Source organism: Limosilactobacillus portuensis, from assembly GCF_028607025.1.
Taxonomy (GTDB): Bacteria; Bacillota; Bacilli; order Lactobacillales; family Lactobacillaceae; genus Limosilactobacillus; species Limosilactobacillus portuensis.
In genome coordinates this window covers 1718691-1739261 of sequence record NZ_CP117296.1, presented here as the reverse complement: position 1 = coordinate 1739261, position 20571 = coordinate 1718691, and the positions used below count along the sequence as shown (strand labels likewise).

The following is a 20571-nucleotide window of genomic DNA, read 5'->3' as shown; positions in this document are numbered from 1 at the left end:
TAAGATGTTTTTAGCAATTAAGGAAATTTTACATGAAAAATTTCGTTATGGCCTAATAATGGCGATGTTTATCCTGATTAGCTATTTAATGCTGATCTTAATGGGATTGATGCTGGGGCTAGCGAATGAGAATACGGCAGCGATAAAGTCCTGGGATACTCAGACAGTATTCTTGAATAAGGATAGTAACGATAGTCTTAGCCAATCATTAATTGCAAAGGATCAAATTAAAGGCCTCTCTAAAAATGATGCGCTTGTCGGGGCGGCACCGGTAGTCATTGAAACAACCGATAAAACAAATCGTCATAAGGAAAACATCCAGTTTGTCGGGCTAGCGCGTGATCAATTTATTTATCAAGACCAGTTAGAACTAGTCAGTGGACATCGGGCAAAGAATGATCATCAGATTGTCTTGGATGAGAGTCTGAAAGACAAGGGTTATCGCTTAGGAAAGAAAGTTACTTTAAATTCACTTTCGCAAAAATATGAAGTTGTTGGCTTTGCGAAAAACGCAAAACTAAATATTGCACCAATTGCATATGGCAACTTAGGGACATGGCGAAAATTAAAGGGAGTAAATAATTCAATTGTTGCTAGTGGTATTTTTAGTCATCAAAAGCAAGCAGCTAGTAAGGAACCTAAACTAGCTCACTATCCAGTAAAAGAATTTATTGATAAGTTGCCAGGTTACCGAGCTCAGAATACAACGTTCATCTTTATGATTTCATTTTTAATGGTAATTTCATTGATTATCATTGCCGTTTTCCTCTATATCTTAACAATGCAGAAAATGGCTCATTTTGCTGTCCTTAGGGCTCAAGGAGTTCCTGCCAAGCACTTGATCAGTTCAACGTTAGCTCAAGCAGTAATCTTGGTTCTTGTCGGTGATATTGGAGGAATTATTTTAACTGAACTAACTTCACTGATGTTACCAACCACAGTACCAATCTTGATGAACTGGCCCTTAATTTTAGGATTGTCGTCTGTGATGATTATTTTAGGAATATTAGGAGCGTTGCTGCCGGTACGACTAATTTTAAAGATTGATCCGGTTGAGGCACTTAATTAAGGAGGGGAGAATTATGGAAACAGCTATCAAGTTAGAGAATGTAAATAAGTCCTTCGGTAAGGGAATTGGTAAAGTCCAGGTATTAAAGAATGTTAATTTTACAGCTGATCTCGGTGAATTATGTTTGGTTCTTGGTCCTTCTGGCTCTGGTAAAAGTACATTTCTTACAATTGCGGGTGGTCTTCAAACACCGGATAGTGGGAAAGTGATCGTTGATGGTCAAGATTTTTTAAGCCTCCCGAGTAAGAAGCGCGATCAATTTCGGCTAAATAAAATTGGCTTTATCCTTCAATCATATAATTTATTACCATACCTAAACATTGCTGACCAATTTAAGCTAGTCCAGCAGGTGAAGGAAGATGGCAATATGGATCAAGAAGAATTCCATAAATTATTAGATGAACTTGGGATTGAAAAATTATTAAAACAGTATCCAGCGGAACTTTCTGGTGGGCAAAATCAACGGGTCGCAATCGCACGAGCGCTCTATACTGAACCACAAATTATTTTAGCTGATGAACCGACATCTGCTCTTGATAGCGATCGGGTGGAAATGGTTGGAAAATTATTAAAAGATTTAGCTACCGAGCGAAACAAGGCGGTAATTGTAGTAACTCACGATCTGCGGTTACGGCAATTTGCTGATAAGATTTATCAATTGGAGGATGGTAAACTAAAACGCGAAAAAGTTTACCAATAATTTCCCGGGAAATGATAATAAGATTTAATTTAGAATTATCCAAGGTAATTTTATAAGCGTGGTAACCTTGATATAATCTTTATGTTAATAAGTGTTTAGATAAAACAGTTAAGGAGGAAACTATGGCCTTTCTGGAATTAAAGGATATCCGCAAAGCATATTACCTGGATAAACAGAAATTTCCTGTACTCAAAGGAATTGACCTTTCTTTTGAACGTGGTGAATTTGTTTCAATTCTTGGGGAATCCGGTGGTGGAAAGTCTACTTTAATGAATATCATTGGGGGCTTAGACCGTAATTTTAAGGGGAAAGTAATCGTTGATGGGAAAATAATTGATCACAGTAAGGAGAAGCAGCTAGATAACTATCGGCGCTCTACTGTTGGTTATATTTATCAGTCGTATAACTTGATTTCCCATCTAACAGTTCTTGACAATGTCTTGATTGCTCTTGATATGACAACTCTGGATAAAGCAGCTCGACGAAAGCGGGCATTAGAACTACTTGAGCGAGTTGGACTAGCGGACCAAGTAAATAAACATCCTAATCATTTATCTGGTGGACAAAATCAACGGGTCGCAATTGCGCGGGCACTAGCTAGTGACCCGCAATTAATCATTGCCGATGAACCGACAGGAGCCCTAGATTCTGAGAATACGAAAGAAGTATTGAACCTTCTGGATGATATTGCAAAAGACGGGAAACTAGTAATTGCCGTTACTCACTCACAAGAAGTAGCAAATCACGGAACCCGAATTGTTCATCTTGCAGACGGAAAAATTGATGGGGACGAAAGGCTTAGACCGGCATACCCGATTCCGGATGATCCAGAACACCTCCAATCGCGGGTTCTTCCGGCAATGGCAAGCTACCGGACCGCGTTTAAGCATTTGATGTATAATTTTTGGCGAAATTCGCTAATAATGCTAGGTACTGCAATTGGGATATTTGCGGTTCTGTTGTTTAGCGGTCTAGGAAATGGGGTAAACGGTTATATTCAGGATCAAATTAACTCACTAGCTAATCCGCGAAGTGTGACGATTTTAAAGAACACGACTGGAAAAAAGATGACGCAGGATCAGCTACAGATGTCGACCCAGAATATGATGGCTGATCCCCAATCAATGTTTATTAAACAGAGTGAGATTAATCGGGTGAAGAAAATTGCCGGAATCTCTTCCGTTGAAAAAGGATATACGATACCAAGTTATCGATTATCATACAAGGATCTTCAACAAAGTGGCACTTCAATGGATAGTTGGACTAGTTCAACTACTACTAGAGGAATTACTAACGGCCATAAGCCAGGCAATGGCGAAATTGTCCTTACTAAGCAACAGGCAATCCAATTAAGTAGTGCTAAGAATTATCGACAATTAATTGGGAAAACGGTTAAGCTTAGTTTTAACTGGGTTGATGATTCAGGGAAGCCTGTGCAAGCAGAGGGGAATGTCAAGGTATCAGGAATTTCTAACGGTACTAGCGTGCGGACTTCGATTAATTCCGCAACTCTAACCAAGATGATTCGGGAAGCTAATGGTAGCGTCCAGCCTAACTTTCTTTCTGTCAATGTTAAGGATCTGAATCAGGTACAGACCGTTGCTGATCGGGTTAATAATTTACGTGACGGTCAGAATAAACGAATTTTAGGTGCAGTAACAGTTGGTTCAATTTTAAAGACTGTTAATACGTATGTTAAATTAGCCTCGACATTATTAGCTGCGATTGCCGGAATTTCATTACTTGTTTCTGCCTTGATGATTATTGTAACGATGTATATGTCGGTTTCAGAGCGAACCAAGGAAATTGGGATCCTAAGAGCACTGGGTGAACGAAAGAAAGACATTCGACGGTTGTTTACGTCTGAATCATTATTTATTGGCTTTTTCTCGGCAATCTTAGCATTGATTATTGTTCTTGTTGTTACATTAGCAATTAATCACGGCTTGTACCACTTGATTAAATATAATATTATTCAAATTACTTTTGGTAATGTTGCTTTTGCCTTTGCGGTAGCGTTAGTAATATCGTTCTTAGCTGCCTTATTACCAGCACGGCGAGCAGCTAACTTAAACTCAATTGATGCGCTTGCGGCGGATTAAAAATCAGAAACAAATAATATTGAATAAGGAGCATAACTAACTAGTCATCGCTGACGGTTAGAATGCTCTTTTTTGGTGTTTAATATACTATTTTAACAAAAATGACTATTTTTATGATAAAACTCAAAAAATATTTTTAGGTTATCCGAAAATAGCGGTATAATAAATAATGGAGGTGTTGAGAATGACGACGGTTTATATTCAAGGCAAAAAGAATGCAACTCAAGAATTTAATTGTTCTGACGTTCCACTGGCGTACTCAAAGTGGAGGATTTAACAACGACACCAACATATTATTTTAAGTTTTATGCACATAGTCACCCAAGCTTTCGGTTAACCGATAGCGACTTTCATGATGGGAAGGAAGTTGTGATTCGGGACATTATGACTAAAGAGCAGATTGCTTTAAAATTTACTTAGTCTCTATGGGATGAGCCACTAGGTAACCTGCAAGGATAATAAACGGACACCCAAAGTTCAGTCTATCGAACCGTTGGTGTCCGTTTATTATCCCATTTTAATGATTACCGGTGAATTATTTGCTCTGCATGTGAAAGCACATCTGCGATTAGCGTCATTACTTGTGGATCTTCAAGGCGGTAGATAATTGTTTTTCCGTCGCGTCTCTGTTCAACTAAATTAAACTTACGGAGTAGCTGTAGTTGGTGGGATACCCCTGATTGTTCCCACTTCATTCGTTGACTAATTTCCGTTACGCTCATTGAATCTTGAATTAAGAGGTATAGTAATTGTAGTCGTTTCGGATTACCAAGTAACTTAAATAATTGGCTAATCTCCTCTATATCAGCAAAGGCTCTCCCCGTTTGACTAATCATGTAATCACCCTTCTCACTATCTAAACACAGGCCAAAACATATCAATAACATATAACTCTATTATATAACAAATGCGCTTAAGTATGATTGCTTTATCATGCTTAAGCGCATTATTTTAATGATTTAATTATTTGATTAGAGAACGATTCGTTGTCCTGCAACAATTCGGTTTGGATCAGAAATGTTGTTTAAGCGAGCTAAAGTTTCGTAGCTCATTCCGTATCGAGCAGCAATTGCGGAAAGGGTGTCACCAGCTTGGATGGTGTAGGAACCACCGTTGCTTGATGAGCTTGCTGCATAATGATGGCTTGTGTAGCCTGAAGTACCAAGGTTAAGAGTTTGACCAACATAAATTCGGTTTGGATCAGAAATGTTATTTAAGCGGGCCAAAGTTTCGTAGCTCATTCCATACCGGGCAGCGATTGCGGAAAGTGAATCACCACTCTTAACAGTGTAGGATCCAGCAGCTGAAGCAGTGGAGTGGTTAACAACATTTGAAACAGTAGAACCAGAGCTTAATTTTAATACTTGACCAACGTAAATCCGGTTTGGATTAGAAATGTTATTCAAGCGAGCCAGAGTTTCGTAGCTCATTCCGTACCGGGCAGCAATTGCAGAAAGCGAGTCACCAGCCTTGACACTGTAACTGCCTGCTGGAGTAGCATTAGTGGTTGCTTGATGAGCGGAACTAGCTGTATTTGAATTAGCACTTAATTTTAATACCTGACCAACATAAATCCGGTTCGGGTTAGAAATGTTATTCAGATTTGCCAATGATTCATAATTGGTACCAAATTTGTTGGCAATTCCGGAAAGGGTATCACCAGATTGAACGGTATATGTACCGGTAGCACTAGAACTGGTGTTAGTAGTATTACTTGAAGTATTAGTGTTGTTGGTATTAGTCTGTGAGCTGGTTTGTTGCCGAACAAGGAGTCGTTGACCAACATAAATCCGGTTTGGATTACTAATATCGTTTAATGAAGCAAGGTGGTTAACGGTAGTGCTGAAACGGTTGGCAATTCCGGAAAGAGTATCGCCAGATTGAACAGTGTAGTAACCAGTATTGCTTACACTTGAACTACCGCTATTGTAACTACTGTTATCACCATTATTGTTCTTGTTAGTAACAACCTTACCTGAGAAAGCAACTGAATCAAGTTGGGTCAAGTTATATGTCCGAACAAGGTTAATCAATGAGTTTGCATAGCTCGGGTCGGTTGCGTAACCATCTTGACGAAGCTTGTTAGCAACTGAAACATAATTAGTATCACCGAGTAGGTTCCGGTAACGACTGTTAACATTTAAGAATCGTCCATGATCGGTTACTGATTCAGAGTTATTGGCATATGCCCGGAAGTTAGCATTAACGTAAACGGAACGACCACCGTAGACTTCTCGAGTCCGCATTACTACTGAGTGACCATTGTAAGAACCCTTAATTCCAAAAAGGTTATGAGCGCTAGTTGACAGGCTTGATTGTCCCCAGCCACTTTCAAGGATCGCTTGAGCAACAGTAATGGATGGGAGAACTCGGTATTGGTTCCAACCATCAATTGCCCCTTGAGCAACGCTTTGAATGAACTGCTGCGAACGAGAGTTGTTGCTAAAGTGAAGAGAATTTAAATCAACTGAAGATGCCGGAGCTTGAGCTGCATAAGCTGCTGTTGTGTTAGCAGAAGCGGTTGCTGATTGTGGTGCGACTGCAGAACTCGTAGCAGATGCTGGAGTAGAGCTTGCAGAAGAAGCCGAAGCAACAGTGGAAGTAGCAGCACTGGCAGCACTAACTGCAGCACTAGTTACTTTAACATTTGATGCCGCAACAGTTGCAGAAATGACTTCACTGTTATTGCTGGTGTTGGCACTTTGACTAGCAACAGTATCGGCAGCGCTACTGTCAGTATTATTACTATTAGAATTGGTGTTAGAAGTGACTTCGGTGGCGTTGTTGCTAGTTTGTTGCTGCGTCTCATCGGCATGAGCTACAGCACCAGTTGCTGTTAGCAAGGTAACTGCAGTTAAACCAGCGAACATCCACTTTCGACCACTTTTATACATTTTATAATGAGTTGTCGAATTTGTTAGTTCTGATCGATTCATTTTTCTGACTCCCCCTAGAAAAATCTCTTGGAACTTTATTAACTAATCAAACAATAATTAAAAGGTAATAAAAAGTAAAAGTTTTTAAGAAGTTATTAAGATTTCAAACTAAGTAAAAAATATCATTAATATGTTGAAAGAGCAAGTAATTTTAACATTTATCGTTATTATAAAAATAATGCTAACTTATTCTTATCAATTGAAAGGTATATTTCTAAATATCCGCCATTAATAAACACTATATCACTAGTTGTTTAATTAAAATTATTTTGGTTAATCCCAAAGCTTGATATTAGGATATAATGAAAAACAGTTTGAGAAGGATTGGGGAAGAAATATGGTAGCTAAACTACAAGATGTTGCTAAATTAGCTGGTGTTTCCGTAACAACTGTGTCACGAGTAATTAACAATTATGGTTCCTTAAGCGAAAAGACCATTAAGAAAGTTCATCAAGCAATGAACCAGTTAAACTATCAGCCAAATGCTCTTGCACGGGCAATGCAAGGGAAGCCGTCAAAGTTTATTGGCTTGATTTTCCCTAATCTTACGAACCCGTTCTTTGCTGAATTAGTTAATGAGTTGGAACATCAGCTTTTCTTAAAAGGGTACAAGACAATTATTGCTTCTTCAGCTGAGAATCGCGAAATTGAACATGAGTACTTGAACATGCTTTTTGCTAATCAAGTAGATGGAATTATTTCGGGCTCCCATAACTTAGGAATTGAAGAATATCAGCGACTGACTGCGCCAATCGTTTCTTTCGACCGTTATCTTTCTGACAACATTCCAATTGTTGCGGCTGATAGTTACCGTGGTGGCAAATTAGCTGCTCGGTTTATGATTCAACATCAGGTGGATCGGTTGGCGGTAATTATTGACGAAGATACATCCGTTTCGCCAACACTAAATCGGTTGCAGGGAGTAGTTGACTATCTGAATGATCAGGAACACAATTTTATAACCTTAACCAAAGAAGAAATTGATCAGACGGACTTTGCTGAACAATTTGATGGTGTAATTGCATCAAATGATGTTCAAGCGCTAAAGATCATTTCACAGTATCGGCAAAGCGGTTACCAGGTTAACCGTGACTTCTTTGTTACTGGATATGATGGTTCGCAACTGATTTGCCAAATTGCTCCACAATTACCGACTGTGGTTCAGCCAATCCATGCCCTTGCTGAAAATTTAATTTCAACATTATTTGAACGGATAGCTAACCCGAGAAAGAAGATTGAATCAGTAACATTACCGGTAAAATTTAGGGAATAATCAGTTCACTGTTCTAATGAATAAATTAGAGCTTTTTATACATACAAGGCCCCTAACATTCATTTTTCTTGAATGCTAGGGGCCTTGTAATACTAAATTAATCGTTACTGGTGTTGTTGCTTTGCATGAACCGTTCAATTAATTCGGCTTCTTCATCAGTTGCGTTACTGTTACCAGATTTGATATCGTGAATCCGTTCAACAGATAAGTGACTACCAAAAGCAACCTGATTATCGTTCATGTCGTGCTCACGTTCAAATTTGATCAATTCCTGGGCAATTTCGTTCAAATTATCCATGAAATAAATTTCCCCCTTAGTGCTATTTAGCAAAGCTAATATAAGATTAACTAGTCCTATTGTAGAACATTCTTTGATTCGATGCCAAAATTAAGTTTATCATAGATTGCGAGAATGAAATGGAATAAATATTTAAGTTTTGGTGATGTGGGCGGACAATGGTATGATTTTGTGTGATAATCAATATAAGTTAAGTCTATTGAGAAGAAATGGAGAATTAAAATTATGAGTTGGAACTGGCTAGGCTGGTTAATGTGGATTCTTGGAATTGGCTTTTTAGGTTTTGTAATCCATTATATTCGGGTAAAGCAGCTAATGTTAATTGCTAAAACGAAGAAACGGTTTGATGGTAAATTGTTTACTCAGTATGTGGTAATGAGTTTGGTGGCTATTTTATGGTTAGGGAGTTTGGTATATCTCCGCTTTATTCAACCGATTAACTACAATGATCGTCAACAGGTACAGCTATCCACAAAGTACCAACCATTACAATTACATGATCAAGGGAACGATTATTATTATGTTCTTGCTAAGCACAGTACATCAGGGAAGCGACCGATCGTGTCATACACTTACTGGGCTGATAATTCTAAGTACATGGTTAGTTCCCGATTTAGTTCAATTAGTGATGGAGCGCGGCTTATTCCTGTTGAAGCAACGAGCTTACCATGGAATAAGGAAAAACTGCAGAAAATTGATAACGAATCAGGACATGCATTTGCTGCGGTGATGACGGGCCATTACCGTAATACACCGTTAAATGGTCTTAGCTTACGGGCAAATCATGTTGCGTCTAGTTATACTTTGCTTCGGGTGCCACAGGAAAACATGGTAGCTGAACACTAATTAATTAAGAAGATTTAATATTGGGATTGAGATTGTATCTCGATCTCTTTCTTTTTGAGGAGTTCAATAAAAAGTTGTGGGATTAGAAAAAGAACGAATGAAGAAAGAAAAAACGGTTCAATTAAAGTGGGTGGCATTAGCAAGCTTGCTGAATAATACTGGGGCTGCCTTTATCTGGCCGTTAACAACGATGTATGTTAACAAATATTTAGGACAAACGTTAACAACTGCGGGAGTGGTGATGCTCCTGATATCAATTGCAATGATGGCTGGTAATTACATTGGGGGATGGTTGTTTGACCATTGGAGTTCTTATCGAACGGCTTTGCTAGGCGTGACATGTTCGACCATTCCAATTATTCTCCTGATTCTCATTCATGGCTGGCCATGGTATGCAGTGCTAATGGTTATTAATAGTTTTGGCGATGGAATTAATATGACAATCGTTAATTCCTACGGGACAGCGGTTGCTAATCATCCGGCACGCTTTGTATTTAACTATATTTACATGGCATTTAATGTGGGAGTAGTGCTGGGAACCCTTCTTGTGGGTGTCTTATTACCGATTAGTGTCGTACTGGTTTTTAGCGTTGCCTCAGCATTTTACCTCGGCTTAACTCTAATGGTACTCTTCACCTTTAATATTGAGGTTAAGAGTATTGGACAGCAACGTTCAAAGTTAGGTCGGCAGAGCAAGGGCCGTTCAAAATTTATTGCCCTAGTATTCTTAATTTTGGTTAATGTAATGACAATCCATATTAGTTATTCACTTTGGGAAAGTGTTATGGCAGTTCATATGACTAATATGGGGATCCCGTTTTATGCATATAGCTTACTGTGGACACTAAATGGAATCATTATTATTATCGGTCAACCATTAGTTAACAAGTTAAGTCCCTATATGCGGCTTTCAACTCAGATTGTGCTAGGAATTTTAATCTTTGCTAGTTCATTTTTCTTCTTAATCTTTGCCCATAACTTGGTCGAATTTGTAGTTGATTTTGTGATTTTGACAATTGGGGAAACATTGAGCTTTGCAGGATTGCCAGCATGGATTACCCAATTGACCGGGACTGCTAATGCTGGTCACTATCAAGGCTTATATAATATTGTTATTTCAGTTGGGCGAGCAATTGGACCGCTTTATGGCGGATATATAATTGAACATGGCAATTATCAAGAACTATTTTTCTCGGTTTTTATGCTGATGATTGTTACCTTGATGTTTGTAGGAATAAAATTATTTCATATTCACCAACAGCAGGTACGGTAAAGGTACAAAAAGTCTGCTAGCTATGGTAAAATCACACATGGATAATTAAGATTAACGATTAATTATAGAGAGACGATTTAATTTATTAGTCGCCCTCTAAGGCACTTTGTCTTAGGAGGGCGCTTTATTTTGAAGGGAGTACCAGTATGGAATACCAAAAACCAAAAGGAACCGCAGATTTACTACCAGGAACGACTAATCTTTGGGAAAAGGTTGAAGAAGTCGCGCGTGAGGTATTTGATCAATTTGGTTATCGCGGTATCCGGACACCAATGTTTGAAGATTACAACGTCTTTTCACGAAATGTTGGTGATACCTCGGACATCGTTGAAAAGGAAATGTACGATTTCCACGATAAGGGTGACCGGCACATTGCCTTACGTCCAGAGGGAACTGCTGGTGTTGTTCGGGCATACGTTGAAAATAAGCTGTATGGTCCTGAATATCCCAAACCATACAAGGTTTATTACATGGGGCCAATGTTTCGCTATGAGCGTCCACAATCAGGACGGCAACGCGAATTTCATCAAATTGGTGTTGAAGCATTAAATAATGAATCACCACAAATTGATGTTGAAGTAATTGCAATGGCAATGCAGCTATTCAAGCGGTTCGGTGTTCCCAATGTGAAGTTAACAATTAATACTTTAGGTGATAAGCAGGTTCGTGAAGATTATCGTGAAGCATTAATTAACTTTCTGAAGCCCCACTACGATGAATTGAGTTCTGATTCTCAGGAGCGGATGTACCGGAACCCTCTTCGTGTTTTGGATAGTAAGGACGCTGGAGACCAAAAGATTGTTGCTCAAGCGCCATCCATTCTGGATTACTTGGATGAAGAATCACAGAATTACTTTGATCAAGTTCAATCCTTGTTAAGGGAACTAGGGATTGATTATGAAATTGATACTAACATGGTTCGGGGCTTAGATTACTACAACCACACAATCTTTGAAATCATGTCCGATTCGCCAGTATTCGGGGGTGGCTACACGACTGTTTGTGCGGGAGGTCGTTACAACGGTCTTATTAGCCAACTTGGTGGTCCTGAAGAAGGGGGAATTGGTTTCGGAATGGGAGTAGAACGGTTGATGCTCCTTCTTCAAGAAGAGAATCCAGAATTTGCTCCTCAAGATCAATTAGATGTCTTCTTTGCTAGTGCAAATGAAGCTGGCGATAACCTTGCCTTTAAGATTCTAAATCAAATCCGTGATAAGGGCGTTGTTGCTGATAAAGATTACAGTGGCGTTAAGGTTGGTAAGCAAATTAAAGAAGCTTTCCGCCGTAATGCAAAGTACTTTGCGGTCTTTGGTGAACGTGAAGTTGATGAAGGACAGTTCCAACTAAAGAATGCTGCTACTAAGGATACGGTTGATGTTAAGATTGCAGATTTTGTTGCTGAGCCAACAAAGTATTTGCGGTAAATAGTAAAGGGGCCAGGAAAAACATTTTGTTTTTCCTGGCCCCTTTATCTATAATTGATAATTTTTATTTAAGGTTTACTTTACTTCAACTGGTGTTTCTGGAGTGTTGCCTTCAACTAATGCGAGGTTATTATCGAATGCCTTAACTACCATGTTGCGAACTGCGTGAGTAGTGTAGAAGGCAGTATGTGGAGTTACCAATACATTAGGACGGTCAATTAAGTCCTTCAAACGTGCATCTGGGAAGTCTTTACCTTGCCAGTCTTCGTTGAAGATCCCAACTTCGTCTTCGTAAGTATCCATAACGAAACCAAAGAGCTTACCACTATCCAATGCCCGAACAACAGCATCAGTATCTACTAATGCACCACGTGATACGTTAACAAGAACTGCGTCATCCTTCATCTTAGCGATAGTATCATCGTTAATCATGTTAATAGTATCCTTCAATGCAGGAACGTGAAGGGAGACAACATCAGCTTGCTTGTAAAGATCATCAAGTGAGTCTACGTAGTAACCCTTCTTTTCAAGTTCAGGATTCTTGAAGGCATCGTAAGCAATAACCTTTGCGCCGAAGCCTTCCATGATTTGCATGTAAACTTGGCCAATGTGACCAGTTCCGATAACCCCAACAGTTTGGTCACGAACTTCACGACCAATAGTTGGTGCCCAGCGAAGGTCACCCTTAGCGATCTTTTCGTCTAAGACCTTGTCTTGACGAAGAACACGTGCAGTTTGGATTGCGGCATGTTCTGCGATTGCATTTGGTGAGTAAACTGGAACATTGGTAATTTCAAAGCCAAGTTCCTTGGCCTTATCCATATCAATGTTATCAACCCCAACGTTCCGCAGTGACATCTTAGTGATTCCTAAGTCTGCCAATGCTTGAAGCGTTTCAGGAGTGTAATCTAATTGTTGGTATACAACGACACCATCAGCACCCTTTGCTAAACTAGCAGTTTCAGGTGTTAATAGCTTATCGGTGAAGTCAACCTCAACTGCAGGATGAGCAGCAGCCCATTCCTTTAAATAAGGTTCTTCATCTTTTCGGATACTAAAAGCAAAAATTTTACTCATAATGGTCCCTCCATTTAAGATAGTTCAAATACAATAGAATCATATTAATTATGAGAACTATTTCACTAATTATCTGAGATAATGCATCTAAAATCAAGCTTATTCAGTGATGTTTTATACATTTAAATTAAAAATGAATATTAATATCACTAATCGTCAACTGGATATGTCCCCATATCACTAGCAACAACTACCCGACCAGCATGTTTTTTACCAGCACTTTTAGTTAAACCAACCTTATTTACAGCAAAGGTAACGGTTGCCGTTGCATTAACGGCAACGCCCATTACTTCTCCAGTATCGGTATTAATACCTGATGGCATATCAACGGCAACCACCACGGCGTCACTATTATTAATAGCCTCAATTGCTGTAGCATAGTTGCCTTCAACAGGACGATCAATGCCGATACCAAACAGGGCATCGACAATCAATGATGCGTCTTTCAGAACATTAAGATCTGAAGTTTGCGGAATTTTATAGTACTGACAAATTCGATCTTGAACTTGGTGTTCATTGGAAGCGTGGTCCGGATTACCAACAATTAGAATAGTGACTTTTACACCGGCAATATGGAGGAGACGGGCGACATCTAGTCCATCTCCGCCGTTATTGCCACTTCCGGCAACCACCACAATGTTTTGTAAATTCAACGGAAATGCATTTAGTACTTCATCACGAACTGCCAATGCTGCGCGTTCCATCAATACTAATGACGGAATGCCAATTGTGTTAATTGTGTATGAATCATAGTGTCGCATTTGTTCAGCGGTAATTGCTTTGTCTGCCATAATGGAAACCTCCTGAATATAAACTACCTTTAGCTTAGCACTTTTTGTTAATTGTGAGCGGGACTAGAGGAGAGTAGAATATGGTTAGGTTAACTTATGGCTGGAGGAAGAGAATAGTGAGTAAAAAAGGAAAGTATGAAGTTCAAAGATTTACATGTATTCCGGTTGAGACAGATGATAACGGTCAGTATCAACTGAAAGTAGATCAGCAAGGGAACGCCAAGATCCATATTTGGCGAACCGGGAAACATACAAAGGGAAAATATCAACGGCCCGGGCAATTGATGTTAACGGAAAATAATCTGATGGCCGTTATTATTGCCGCTGAACCGATGGCATTTAAGGATCGCCATAGTGAAACGCCACTTCAACGTTTTCTAACGACTTTTGTGGATGATGCGGTTTTGCAGCGAGGGTTGAAGCTATTAAAATAGGTTACTGTTAAGGCCAAAAATTGAATTTTTAGCATAATTATCACTAGAATTTGCAACAATAACCCCCGAAAATCGATTTTCGGAGGTTATTGTTGCTTTAATAAGGATATCTAAATGTTAAAAAGCCATTTTTTGGCATTTATCTTTAGAGTATTAAGGAGATTATGTTAATTTTCGCTTTTTTTAACTGAGTGAACCTTAACCCCCAAATCAGATGCGAGCTTGTTTGCAAGGATTACAGCCTGATTATGTTCTTCATCCTTGGCACCATAAAGAAGAATGACATTTTGTGATTTTAATTCTTCTTGAACAATTGCACGAAGGGTATTGTAGTAAGAAGGCGCGTTTGCAATTTCATTCAGGTAACGTTCCTTAAATTCTGGAAAACGGGCAACATCATGACCATACCATTTTCGTAAATCACTGCTCGGGGCAACTTCTTTCATCCAGCGATCAAGATGTGCCTTTTCTTTTGAGATCCCACGGGGCCAAATACGGTCAACAAGGATTCGGTAGCCATCGAGGTCGGCAGGCTTTGTATAAATTCTTTCTAACTTTAATTCCATAATAGTGAATCCCCTTCTAATTAGTGATACTTTTAGAATAGTACAAGTTGAGGAGGAATCAAGGATGCTAACAAATTATCAACAGTTTTTTACCGGTCGTCCCACAGAAAAGATTGCCCGATCACTATTGGGAAAACAGATTACTTATACTAACGCTGATGGGATAACAACTGGTGGATTAATTGTAGAAACAGAAGCCTATCTTGGCGAAAATGATTCCGCTTCACATGCATATAATGGTCGACGAACGAATTATTCCGAATCACTTTATGGTAACCCGGGAAATATTTATCTTTATCAAATTAGGGGCCATTATTGCTTTGACGTGGTTGTTCAGGATGCCGAAGAGCCTCAGGGAGTCCTTATTCGGGGACTAGAACCGACTGTTAATCAAGAACAAATGATAATTAATCGAGGAATGAATGGCTTTAATCTTAGTAACGGTCCCGCAAAGCTGGTTCAAGCACTCGGAATTCATTCACGAGAATTGGATGGTCAGCCATTAGAAACCAGTCCCTTAACGATTGAGCTTACTACCGGTCGAAAACCACGTGAGATTATAACGACAAGTCGGATTGGAGTAAATTTAAATGGCAAGGATGGTCGGAAGCCATACCGCTTTTATGTTAAGGGAAACCCTTATGTTTCTGGTCTGCGGAAACGTGAAATGAACTTAAAAGATCATGGATGGGAGGAATAAAAATGGCCCTGACATATCAACAGCTCCTAATTACGGTCCCGTTAGTTTTACGCGCTGGAAATGTTCCTAGCATTGTGGGTGAAGCCGGGTTAGGAAAGTCCGCCTTAGTAGAGGAAGTTGCTAAGAAGATGGACGCCAAACTATATACTACCGTGGTTAGTTTAAGTGAAAAGGGAGATCTTGCAATTCCTGTTCCACCACTGACTAGTGACTCCTTTGTTGAAACGAAGGATTATGGTCGCTTAGCAAATGTTCAGTTTGGTTACTCTGAAACACTGGTGTCAATCGTGCGCTATGCTGAAGAGAATCCCAACCGGGAAATTATTTGGTTTCTGGATGAGTTTAATCGGGGATCACAGTCTGTTCAGAGTGAGCTGATGAATTTGGTTCTCCAACGGCAAATTAACAGTTTGCGACTTCCAGAAACGGTAAGAATTGTAATTGCCGAAAATCCAGATAACACAATGGAAGGGTTTGAAAATAGTGAGTATGCAGTTTCAACTGGTGACGCGGCGATTAAGGATCGGACTGTTCGCCTAGTGATGGCTAGTTCGACTGACGAATGGCTTGAGTGGGCAAAAAAGCCTCGCGGACGGGCGAAGCGTTCTCAAATTAATCCGTTGGTAATTGAATACTTAACACAGTACCCGAGTCGTCTAATTCAACCACACCAATTTGGCTCTGATTTAACACCAACGCCAAGAGCTTGGGAGCGAGTTTCACGGAACCTGGACCAGTTACAAAAACTTTCTGGAAAAGTACAAGAACAACTAGCACCTGACTTATTTAGCGGTGATTTGGGAACTGAGATTGGGGTTTCATTCGCTGAATTTGTTCAGGCACGCGGGGTTCGCTTAAAGGTAAGCGATATGATAAATCAAGCCGGACTCGAAGCCGACTTCCAACAATTAGAAGAAGCTGATAAGTTATCGCTTTTACGTGAATGGGTTAGGAAATATCCAGAGACGTTAGCACAGAATAGCGGGGCAGCTAATTTTAGTTCGTACCTAACCGATATTAGTCCGGACGGCCAATATTCACTTATTCGGCAAGTTGGTGAAGACGATGAATTGTTAAATAAAATGTATAATACCGCTAAAGAAAATCCTGCCGGTGCGGTGGCAGAATTATACGAAACTGGTGCTCAAATAGCGACTTACGGAGATCGGGGCGAATGAATCAACTAGCAAAAATGCTTGAGCAATTAAGAGGAAACACTTCAGATTATGAAATAACTCAGCGTGTTCTTACTCAAGCGATTATTCAGGTTCTCCAGAGTCAGCGGATTCTTGGCGAAATTCTTCTACAAGTTCCGCGCCGGGTTGTTCAGGAACAAGATGCAATTCTGGGTCTCTTTTGGCAAAAAGATCAAATTGAGTTAAGAGTAGTCCCTCAAAAATTAGCCGAGTTACGAAGTGATGAAGTAGTAATTTTATTAGAACACGAAGCCCTTCATTTACTATGGCAACATCCGTTACGTTATGCTAATTCTCCTACGCCGGAACTAGTTCAATTGGCAACGGATATCGCAGTTAACCAATATTTACCAGAAGTTCCCCGTGAAACAATGACGTTAGAGAAACTGCAACGGTATTTACATCGCCGAATTTTATCACATCAGGATTCGAGCAGTTATCTTCGTTTATTAAAGAACCTGTCAGATCAAGATAAGCAGAAATTACAACGAAAAAAAGAACGGGGAACAGGCAAAAATACTCAAGCGAAACCTTCTCAGGTAATTCAGGAAACACATCAGGGATGGCAATTAGGTAATGCTCAACCTGCTTTTGGAATTCAACAATTACGGTTAGCGCAGTTAAAGAAGATCTTACACCAGGCGTATATGAATACTCCAAAAAAGGATCGTGGATTATTACCAGGTGATATTTTAACAACATTATTGAAACCTCAAATAAATAATCGGTTTAATTGGCAACAATTAATCAGCCGTCAAGTGGAAACGTTAGCTGCAGGAAGAGAGGAAGCAGCATACCGGTTCAATCGACGACAACCCTGGCGGATGGAACTTCCGGGATCGGTTAGTCGACTGGTTCCCCGAGTTTTAGTCTTTGTTGATAATTCTGGTTCAGTGACTGATGATGAGCTGGAAAAGCTATTAAGCCAGATTAGTTATTTGGCGAATAGCGATCACCTTCCAGTAGAAGTTTACCCGTTTGATGCACGTGTTCATTCTGAGCATTATCAACGTGTTGAAAATGGCAAGCGGGTTATTTTTCACCGAGTTGGTGGCGGAGGGACAAGTTTCCAATGCATATTTGATTTTCTCCATGATCGTCATATTAATCCAACAAATTCATTAGTAGTAATCATGACTGATGGATGGGGTGAACAAAAGATTAATCCATACAATTTTCATCAAGTGGATTGGTTAGTAACTGGATCAGTTACAGACTTGTCACTTCAACGTCCGGTCGGGCGAATTCTTAGCTTAAAGAAGGAAATAAAATGACTGAATTATTAAAGCCGACAGTAATGAAACAGATCCTAACTCATTCAAAAGAATACCAGCGGGCAGTCAAGCTCCTGAACGTTGATTGGGATTTAGGAAATCAAATGCTTTTTCGGGATCGGGTAATGGCTGCAGACGTAATTTTAGCTCGTCAGTTGCAACATCATCGCCTAGTAATTGGAAATGTTAATCTCGATGATTATCAAGCGGTTGGTCAATTATTAAGTCAGCATTCCCAATGGTTCAGCGGGACTGCGCGGTTCGAGCTCTTAAAGCCCTTTGATGGATAACGAATAATTAAAAATAGTATAATAAATGTATGATTAATAAGGAGGATGAAGAGCGTGACAGTAAATGAACAAGAAATAAAAAATGACTTATATGAAGCGGTTAACGGGGAATGGTTAAAGACCGCTAAAATTCCTGATGATAAGCCAGCAACTGGGGGCTTTAATGATCTTGTTGACGAAATTGATAAGCAAATTATGGATGATCTAGATGCTTATGCAGAAGGAAAAGAAAAAAGTGATGATTCCCGCTTTAACGAGATGGTCAAACTATACCGGTTAGCTAAAAAATTTGATTTTCGCAAAAAGGTTGGTCCACGTCCCCTTAAGCGGATGCTTACAAGTATTGAAGAACTAAAGTCATATGATGAATACCAGGGTCAATGGCGGAATTGGATTATGGCGGGGATGCCGTCACCAGTTGTTTTTGATATTGATGCTGATATGAAGAATGCAACTGTTTATGCTCTATTTGCTTCTGCTCCTTCATTGATCTTGCCAGATAAAAGCTATTATGAAAACGATAAGAAAGAGCAGCACGATCAATTATTAAAACTATGGTCATCAATGGTTGCCACCTTGATGGACAAGTTGGGTTATAGCAAAGAGGAAGCTGCTAAACACATTGAAAATGCTAAGAAATTTGATGCCTTACTTGCACCAAATGTCAAGAGTGCAGAGGAAGCCGCTGATTATAGTAAAATGTATAATCCGCAAACCGTCGAAGAATTAGCAAGTTCAACTGACCAGCTTGACTTGGCAGAGGTGATTAAACGGCTCATTGGTACTACTCCTGAAAAGGTCATTGTAACTGAACCAGAATACTTTAAGGCACTTAATGGAATTTTAACGGATCACTTTGAATTGTTTAAGAGCTGGGCATTAATTAACGTTATTCGAGCTAACGCAAGCTATCTTGATGATGAGATGCGGGAGATTAACGGCCGGTATAGTCGGGCGCTTTCCGGGAGTAAAAAGCCGATTAACCAACGGAAATTTGCTTATTACTTGGCACGAGATGTCTTTAGCCAAGTAATGGGTGACTATTACGGGAAAAAATACTTTGGCCCTCAAGCCAAAGAAGATGTTCATCATATGGTTGAGCAGATGATCAAGGTATACAAGGGACGACTAGCTAACAATGACTGGTTAAGCAAGGCTACCCGTGATAAGGCGATCTTAAAGTTAGATAAGTTAGGTATTCAGGTCGGCTACCCAGATAAGATTCCAGCACTTTACGATCAAATTAAAATTGATGAGGGTGAGTCATTGATTGCGAACCTCAATCAAGCTAACATTGTCGCAAATCGCGAGATGTTTAGTCGGTGGAACAAGCCTGTTGACCGGATGCGTTGGGAAATGAGTGCGGCAACCGTAAACGCATATTACCACCCGTTTAAGAATATTATCGTCTTTCCGGCCGCAATCTTGCAGGCACCATTCTATTCACTAAAGCAAAGTAGTAGTGAGAATTATGGTGGAATTGGTGCGGTAATTGCTCACGAAATCTCGCACGCCTTTGATAATAACGGGGCACTTTTTGATGAATTAGGGAATCTCAATAACTGGTGGACAGAAGAAGATTCCGCCCATTTCAAGCAGTTGGCCCAAAAGATGATTAAAGAATTTGATGGAATTGAATTCGCTGGTCAGAAGGTTAACGGGAAGCTGACTGTTTCCGAAAACATTGCTGATGCCGGTGGCTTGAGTTGTGCCTTGGAGGCTGCTAAACAAGAGGACGATTTCGATGCTAAGAAATTCTTTATTAACTGGGCAACGATCTGGCGAATGAAGGCTACTAAACAATATGAACAATTGTTACTTTCCATTGACGTCCATGCTCCACAAAAGCTCCGGGCTAATATCCAAGCCGAAAACCTCGATGACTTCTACTCCGCCTTCAACATCCAACCCAACGATCCGATGTTCAAAGCCCCTGAGGATCGGGTGAATATTTGGTGAGTGTGTGAGCCGTGACGAATTAGCAACTGAGCACTAGAAAATCCCGGACGATGATTGGCTTGCAATCAAGGACGGGATAGCTAGGCGGAAGTTGCGGTCACGGCGAGGGAGTGAACCAGGAAACTTGTTTCCGTTTGTGAACCCCCGCAAGGATGATTAGATTTCTCGTTATCAACTTGTTGATACGAGAAGTCAATCAGCTACTGCGCCTTGGTAATGTTGCATTAGAATTGCTAGCTCTAGCAAGTTCCTGGCGAGCACGTTTTAGCTATGCTGCAGTAGGACTTATTGCGGTCGTGTTAGCAATGCTACACTTCTAAAGTAAGTTCATAAAAAGTTCCACTTGTCTTGTATGAGTAGACA

20 protein-coding genes are annotated in these 20571 nt (G+C 39.9%); 14 read left to right on the top strand and 6 right to left on the bottom strand.

Annotated elements, in window-relative coordinates; genetic code table 11:
* The first annotated feature begins 4 nt into the window (after nt 1-4).
* The 4 genes from PRK60_RS08855 to PRK60_RS08840 all read left to right on the top strand — a co-directional run bounded on the left by PRK60_RS08855 (nt 5) and on the right by PRK60_RS08840 (nt 4291).
* Nucleotides 5-1069, top strand: a complete 1065-nt coding sequence (locus tag PRK60_RS08855; RefSeq protein WP_102167945.1) for an ABC transporter permease — start codon at nt 5-7, stop codon at nt 1067-1069.
* A 13-nt stretch (nt 1070-1082) separates the two neighbouring features.
* Nucleotides 1083-1769 carry an ABC transporter ATP-binding protein gene (locus PRK60_RS08850; RefSeq protein ID WP_102167944.1) on the top strand — a complete coding sequence of 229 codons (687 nt, stop codon included), beginning with the start codon at nt 1083-1085 and terminating at the stop codon, nt 1767-1769.
* A gap of 122 nt (nt 1770-1891) precedes the next feature.
* A complete protein-coding gene (locus PRK60_RS08845; protein WP_273646001.1) occupies nt 1892-3871 on the top strand; it encodes an ABC transporter ATP-binding protein/permease in 1980 nt (659 codons plus the stop codon).
* Between the two features lie 264 nt (nt 3872-4135).
* Nucleotides 4136-4291, top strand: a complete 156-nt coding sequence (locus tag PRK60_RS08840) for a hypothetical protein (RefSeq protein WP_273646000.1) — start codon at nt 4136-4138, stop codon at nt 4289-4291.
* A gap of 104 nt (nt 4292-4395) precedes the next feature.
* On the opposite strand, the gene PRK60_RS08835 is transcribed toward PRK60_RS08840, so the two are convergent.
* Nucleotides 4396-4707 (bottom strand): ArsR/SmtB family transcription factor, encoded by a 312-nt coding sequence (locus tag PRK60_RS08835; RefSeq protein ID WP_040530638.1) that lies wholly within the window; start codon nt 4705-4707, stop codon nt 4396-4398.
* A gap of 135 nt (nt 4708-4842) precedes the next feature.
* Nucleotides 4843-6807 carry a LysM peptidoglycan-binding domain-containing protein gene (locus PRK60_RS08830; protein ID WP_102167941.1) on the bottom strand — a complete coding sequence of 655 codons (1965 nt, stop codon included), beginning with the start codon at nt 6805-6807 and terminating at the stop codon, nt 4843-4845.
* Nucleotides 6808-7144: 337 nt separating this feature from the next.
* Here PRK60_RS08830 and PRK60_RS08825 point away from each other — a divergent pair, with 337 nt between their 5' ends.
* Nucleotides 7145-8080, top strand: a complete 936-nt coding sequence (locus PRK60_RS08825) for a LacI family DNA-binding transcriptional regulator (protein ID WP_102167940.1) — start codon at nt 7145-7147, stop codon at nt 8078-8080.
* A 97-nt stretch (nt 8081-8177) separates the two neighbouring features.
* On the opposite strand, the gene PRK60_RS08820 is transcribed toward PRK60_RS08825, so the two are convergent.
* Complete coding sequence (locus PRK60_RS08820; protein WP_003716400.1) at nt 8178-8378, bottom strand: LBP_cg2779 family protein; 201 nt, start codon at nt 8376-8378, stop codon at nt 8178-8180.
* 225 nt (nt 8379-8603) lie between these two features.
* Here PRK60_RS08820 and PRK60_RS08815 point away from each other — a divergent pair, with 225 nt between their 5' ends.
* The 3 genes from PRK60_RS08815 to hisS all read left to right on the top strand — a co-directional run bounded on the left by PRK60_RS08815 (nt 8604) and on the right by hisS (nt 11921).
* Nucleotides 8604-9224: an LVIS_2131 family protein gene (locus PRK60_RS08815; protein WP_102167939.1), complete on the top strand. Its 621-nt coding sequence runs from the start codon at nt 8604-8606 to the stop codon at nt 9222-9224.
* A gap of 97 nt (nt 9225-9321) precedes the next feature.
* Nucleotides 9322-10497, top strand: coding sequence for an MFS transporter (locus PRK60_RS08810; protein ID WP_273645999.1), 1176 nt, complete (start codon nt 9322-9324; stop codon nt 10495-10497).
* Between the two features lie 146 nt (nt 10498-10643).
* On the top strand, nt 10644-11921 hold the full coding sequence (hisS, locus tag PRK60_RS08805) for a histidine--tRNA ligase (protein ID WP_273645997.1): 1278 nt from the start codon (nt 10644-10646) through the stop codon (nt 11919-11921).
* 75 nt (nt 11922-11996) lie between these two features.
* Here the strand turns inward: hisS and PRK60_RS08800 are convergent, their stop codons facing one another.
* Nucleotides 11997-12998 carry a D-2-hydroxyacid dehydrogenase gene (locus PRK60_RS08800; protein WP_148444419.1) on the bottom strand — a complete coding sequence of 334 codons (1002 nt, stop codon included), beginning with the start codon at nt 12996-12998 and terminating at the stop codon, nt 11997-11999.
* 149 nt (nt 12999-13147) lie between these two features.
* A complete protein-coding gene (locus PRK60_RS08795; RefSeq protein WP_273645996.1) occupies nt 13148-13789 on the bottom strand; it encodes an NAD(P)H-hydrate epimerase in 642 nt (213 codons plus the stop codon).
* Between the two features lie 116 nt (nt 13790-13905).
* Here PRK60_RS08795 and PRK60_RS08790 point away from each other — a divergent pair, with 116 nt between their 5' ends.
* Complete coding sequence (locus tag PRK60_RS08790) at nt 13906-14223, top strand: DUF7671 family protein (protein ID WP_102167936.1); 318 nt, start codon at nt 13906-13908, stop codon at nt 14221-14223.
* Between the two features lie 167 nt (nt 14224-14390).
* Here the strand turns inward: PRK60_RS08790 and PRK60_RS08785 are convergent, their stop codons facing one another.
* Nucleotides 14391-14789, bottom strand: a complete 399-nt coding sequence (locus tag PRK60_RS08785; protein ID WP_102167935.1) for a DUF488 domain-containing protein — start codon at nt 14787-14789, stop codon at nt 14391-14393.
* Between the two features lie 64 nt (nt 14790-14853).
* On the opposite strand from PRK60_RS08785, the gene PRK60_RS08780 reads away from it, so the two are divergent.
* From PRK60_RS08780 to PRK60_RS08760, 5 genes are read left to right on the top strand one after another with little or no spacing between them, the layout of a single operon-like run.
* The gene (locus PRK60_RS08780; protein ID WP_178695908.1) at nt 14854-15489 is read left to right on the top strand and encodes a DNA-3-methyladenine glycosylase; all 636 of its coding nucleotides are present in this window, start codon (nt 14854-14856) and stop codon (nt 15487-15489) included.
* Nucleotides 15490-15491: 2 nt separating this feature from the next.
* Nucleotides 15492-16667 (top strand): AAA family ATPase, encoded by a 1176-nt coding sequence (locus PRK60_RS08775; RefSeq protein ID WP_178695910.1) that lies wholly within the window; start codon nt 15492-15494, stop codon nt 16665-16667.
* Nucleotides 16664-17959 carry a vWA domain-containing protein gene (locus PRK60_RS08770; RefSeq protein WP_148444418.1) on the top strand — a complete coding sequence of 432 codons (1296 nt, stop codon included), beginning with the start codon at nt 16664-16666 and terminating at the stop codon, nt 17957-17959. Before PRK60_RS08775 ends, PRK60_RS08770 begins: the two co-directional genes overlap by 4 nt.
* Nucleotides 17956-18249 (top strand): hypothetical protein, encoded by a 294-nt coding sequence (locus PRK60_RS08765; RefSeq protein WP_102167931.1) that lies wholly within the window; start codon nt 17956-17958, stop codon nt 18247-18249. The genes PRK60_RS08770 and PRK60_RS08765 overlap by 4 nt, the downstream gene beginning before the upstream one ends.
* A 45-nt stretch (nt 18250-18294) precedes the next feature.
* Entirely contained in the window at nt 18295-20208 is a 1914-nt protein-coding gene (locus PRK60_RS08760) for a M13 family metallopeptidase (protein WP_244973963.1), read from the top strand.
* Nucleotides 20209-20571 lie beyond the last annotated feature (363 nt).

Excerpts from the sequence above, each read along its gene's own strand:
- PRK60_RS08830 (WP_102167941.1), bottom strand. The coding sequence starts at position 6,807 with ATGAATCGATCAGAACTAACAAATTCGACAACTCATTATAAAATGTAT.
- PRK60_RS08810 (WP_273645999.1), top strand. The coding sequence starts at position 9,322 with ATGAAGAAAGAAAAAACGGTTCAATTAAAGTGGGTGGCATTAGCAAGC.
- PRK60_RS08765 (WP_102167931.1), top strand. The coding sequence starts at position 17,956 with ATGACTGAATTATTAAAGCCGACAGTAATGAAACAGATCCTAACTCAT.
- PRK60_RS08780 (WP_178695908.1), top strand. The coding sequence starts at position 14,854 with ATGCTAACAAATTATCAACAGTTTTTTACCGGTCGTCCCACAGAAAAG.
- PRK60_RS08775 (WP_178695910.1), top strand. The coding sequence starts at position 15,492 with ATGGCCCTGACATATCAACAGCTCCTAATTACGGTCCCGTTAGTTTTA.
- PRK60_RS08855 (WP_102167945.1), top strand. The coding sequence starts at position 5 with ATGTTTTTAGCAATTAAGGAAATTTTACATGAAAAATTTCGTTATGGC.
- PRK60_RS08770 (WP_148444418.1), top strand. The coding sequence starts at position 16,664 with ATGAATCAACTAGCAAAAATGCTTGAGCAATTAAGAGGAAACACTTCA.
- PRK60_RS08800 (WP_148444419.1), bottom strand. The coding sequence starts at position 12,998 with ATGAGTAAAATTTTTGCTTTTAGTATCCGAAAAGATGAAGAACCTTAT.
- hisS (WP_273645997.1), top strand. The coding sequence starts at position 10,644 with ATGGAATACCAAAAACCAAAAGGAACCGCAGATTTACTACCAGGAACG.
- PRK60_RS08785 (WP_102167935.1), bottom strand. The coding sequence starts at position 14,789 with ATGGAATTAAAGTTAGAAAGAATTTATACAAAGCCTGCCGACCTCGAT.
- PRK60_RS08845 (WP_273646001.1), top strand. The coding sequence starts at position 1,892 with ATGGCCTTTCTGGAATTAAAGGATATCCGCAAAGCATATTACCTGGAT.
- PRK60_RS08825 (WP_102167940.1), top strand. The coding sequence starts at position 7,145 with ATGGTAGCTAAACTACAAGATGTTGCTAAATTAGCTGGTGTTTCCGTA.
- PRK60_RS08835 (WP_040530638.1), bottom strand. The coding sequence starts at position 4,707 with ATGATTAGTCAAACGGGGAGAGCCTTTGCTGATATAGAGGAGATTAGC.
- PRK60_RS08820 (WP_003716400.1), bottom strand. The coding sequence starts at position 8,378 with ATGGATAATTTGAACGAAATTGCCCAGGAATTGATCAAATTTGAACGT.
- PRK60_RS08815 (WP_102167939.1), top strand. The coding sequence starts at position 8,604 with ATGAGTTGGAACTGGCTAGGCTGGTTAATGTGGATTCTTGGAATTGGC.
- PRK60_RS08850 (WP_102167944.1), top strand. The coding sequence starts at position 1,083 with ATGGAAACAGCTATCAAGTTAGAGAATGTAAATAAGTCCTTCGGTAAG.
- PRK60_RS08795 (WP_273645996.1), bottom strand. The coding sequence starts at position 13,789 with ATGGCAGACAAAGCAATTACCGCTGAACAAATGCGACACTATGATTCA.
- PRK60_RS08760 (WP_244973963.1), top strand. The coding sequence starts at position 18,295 with ATGAAGAGCGTGACAGTAAATGAACAAGAAATAAAAAATGACTTATAT.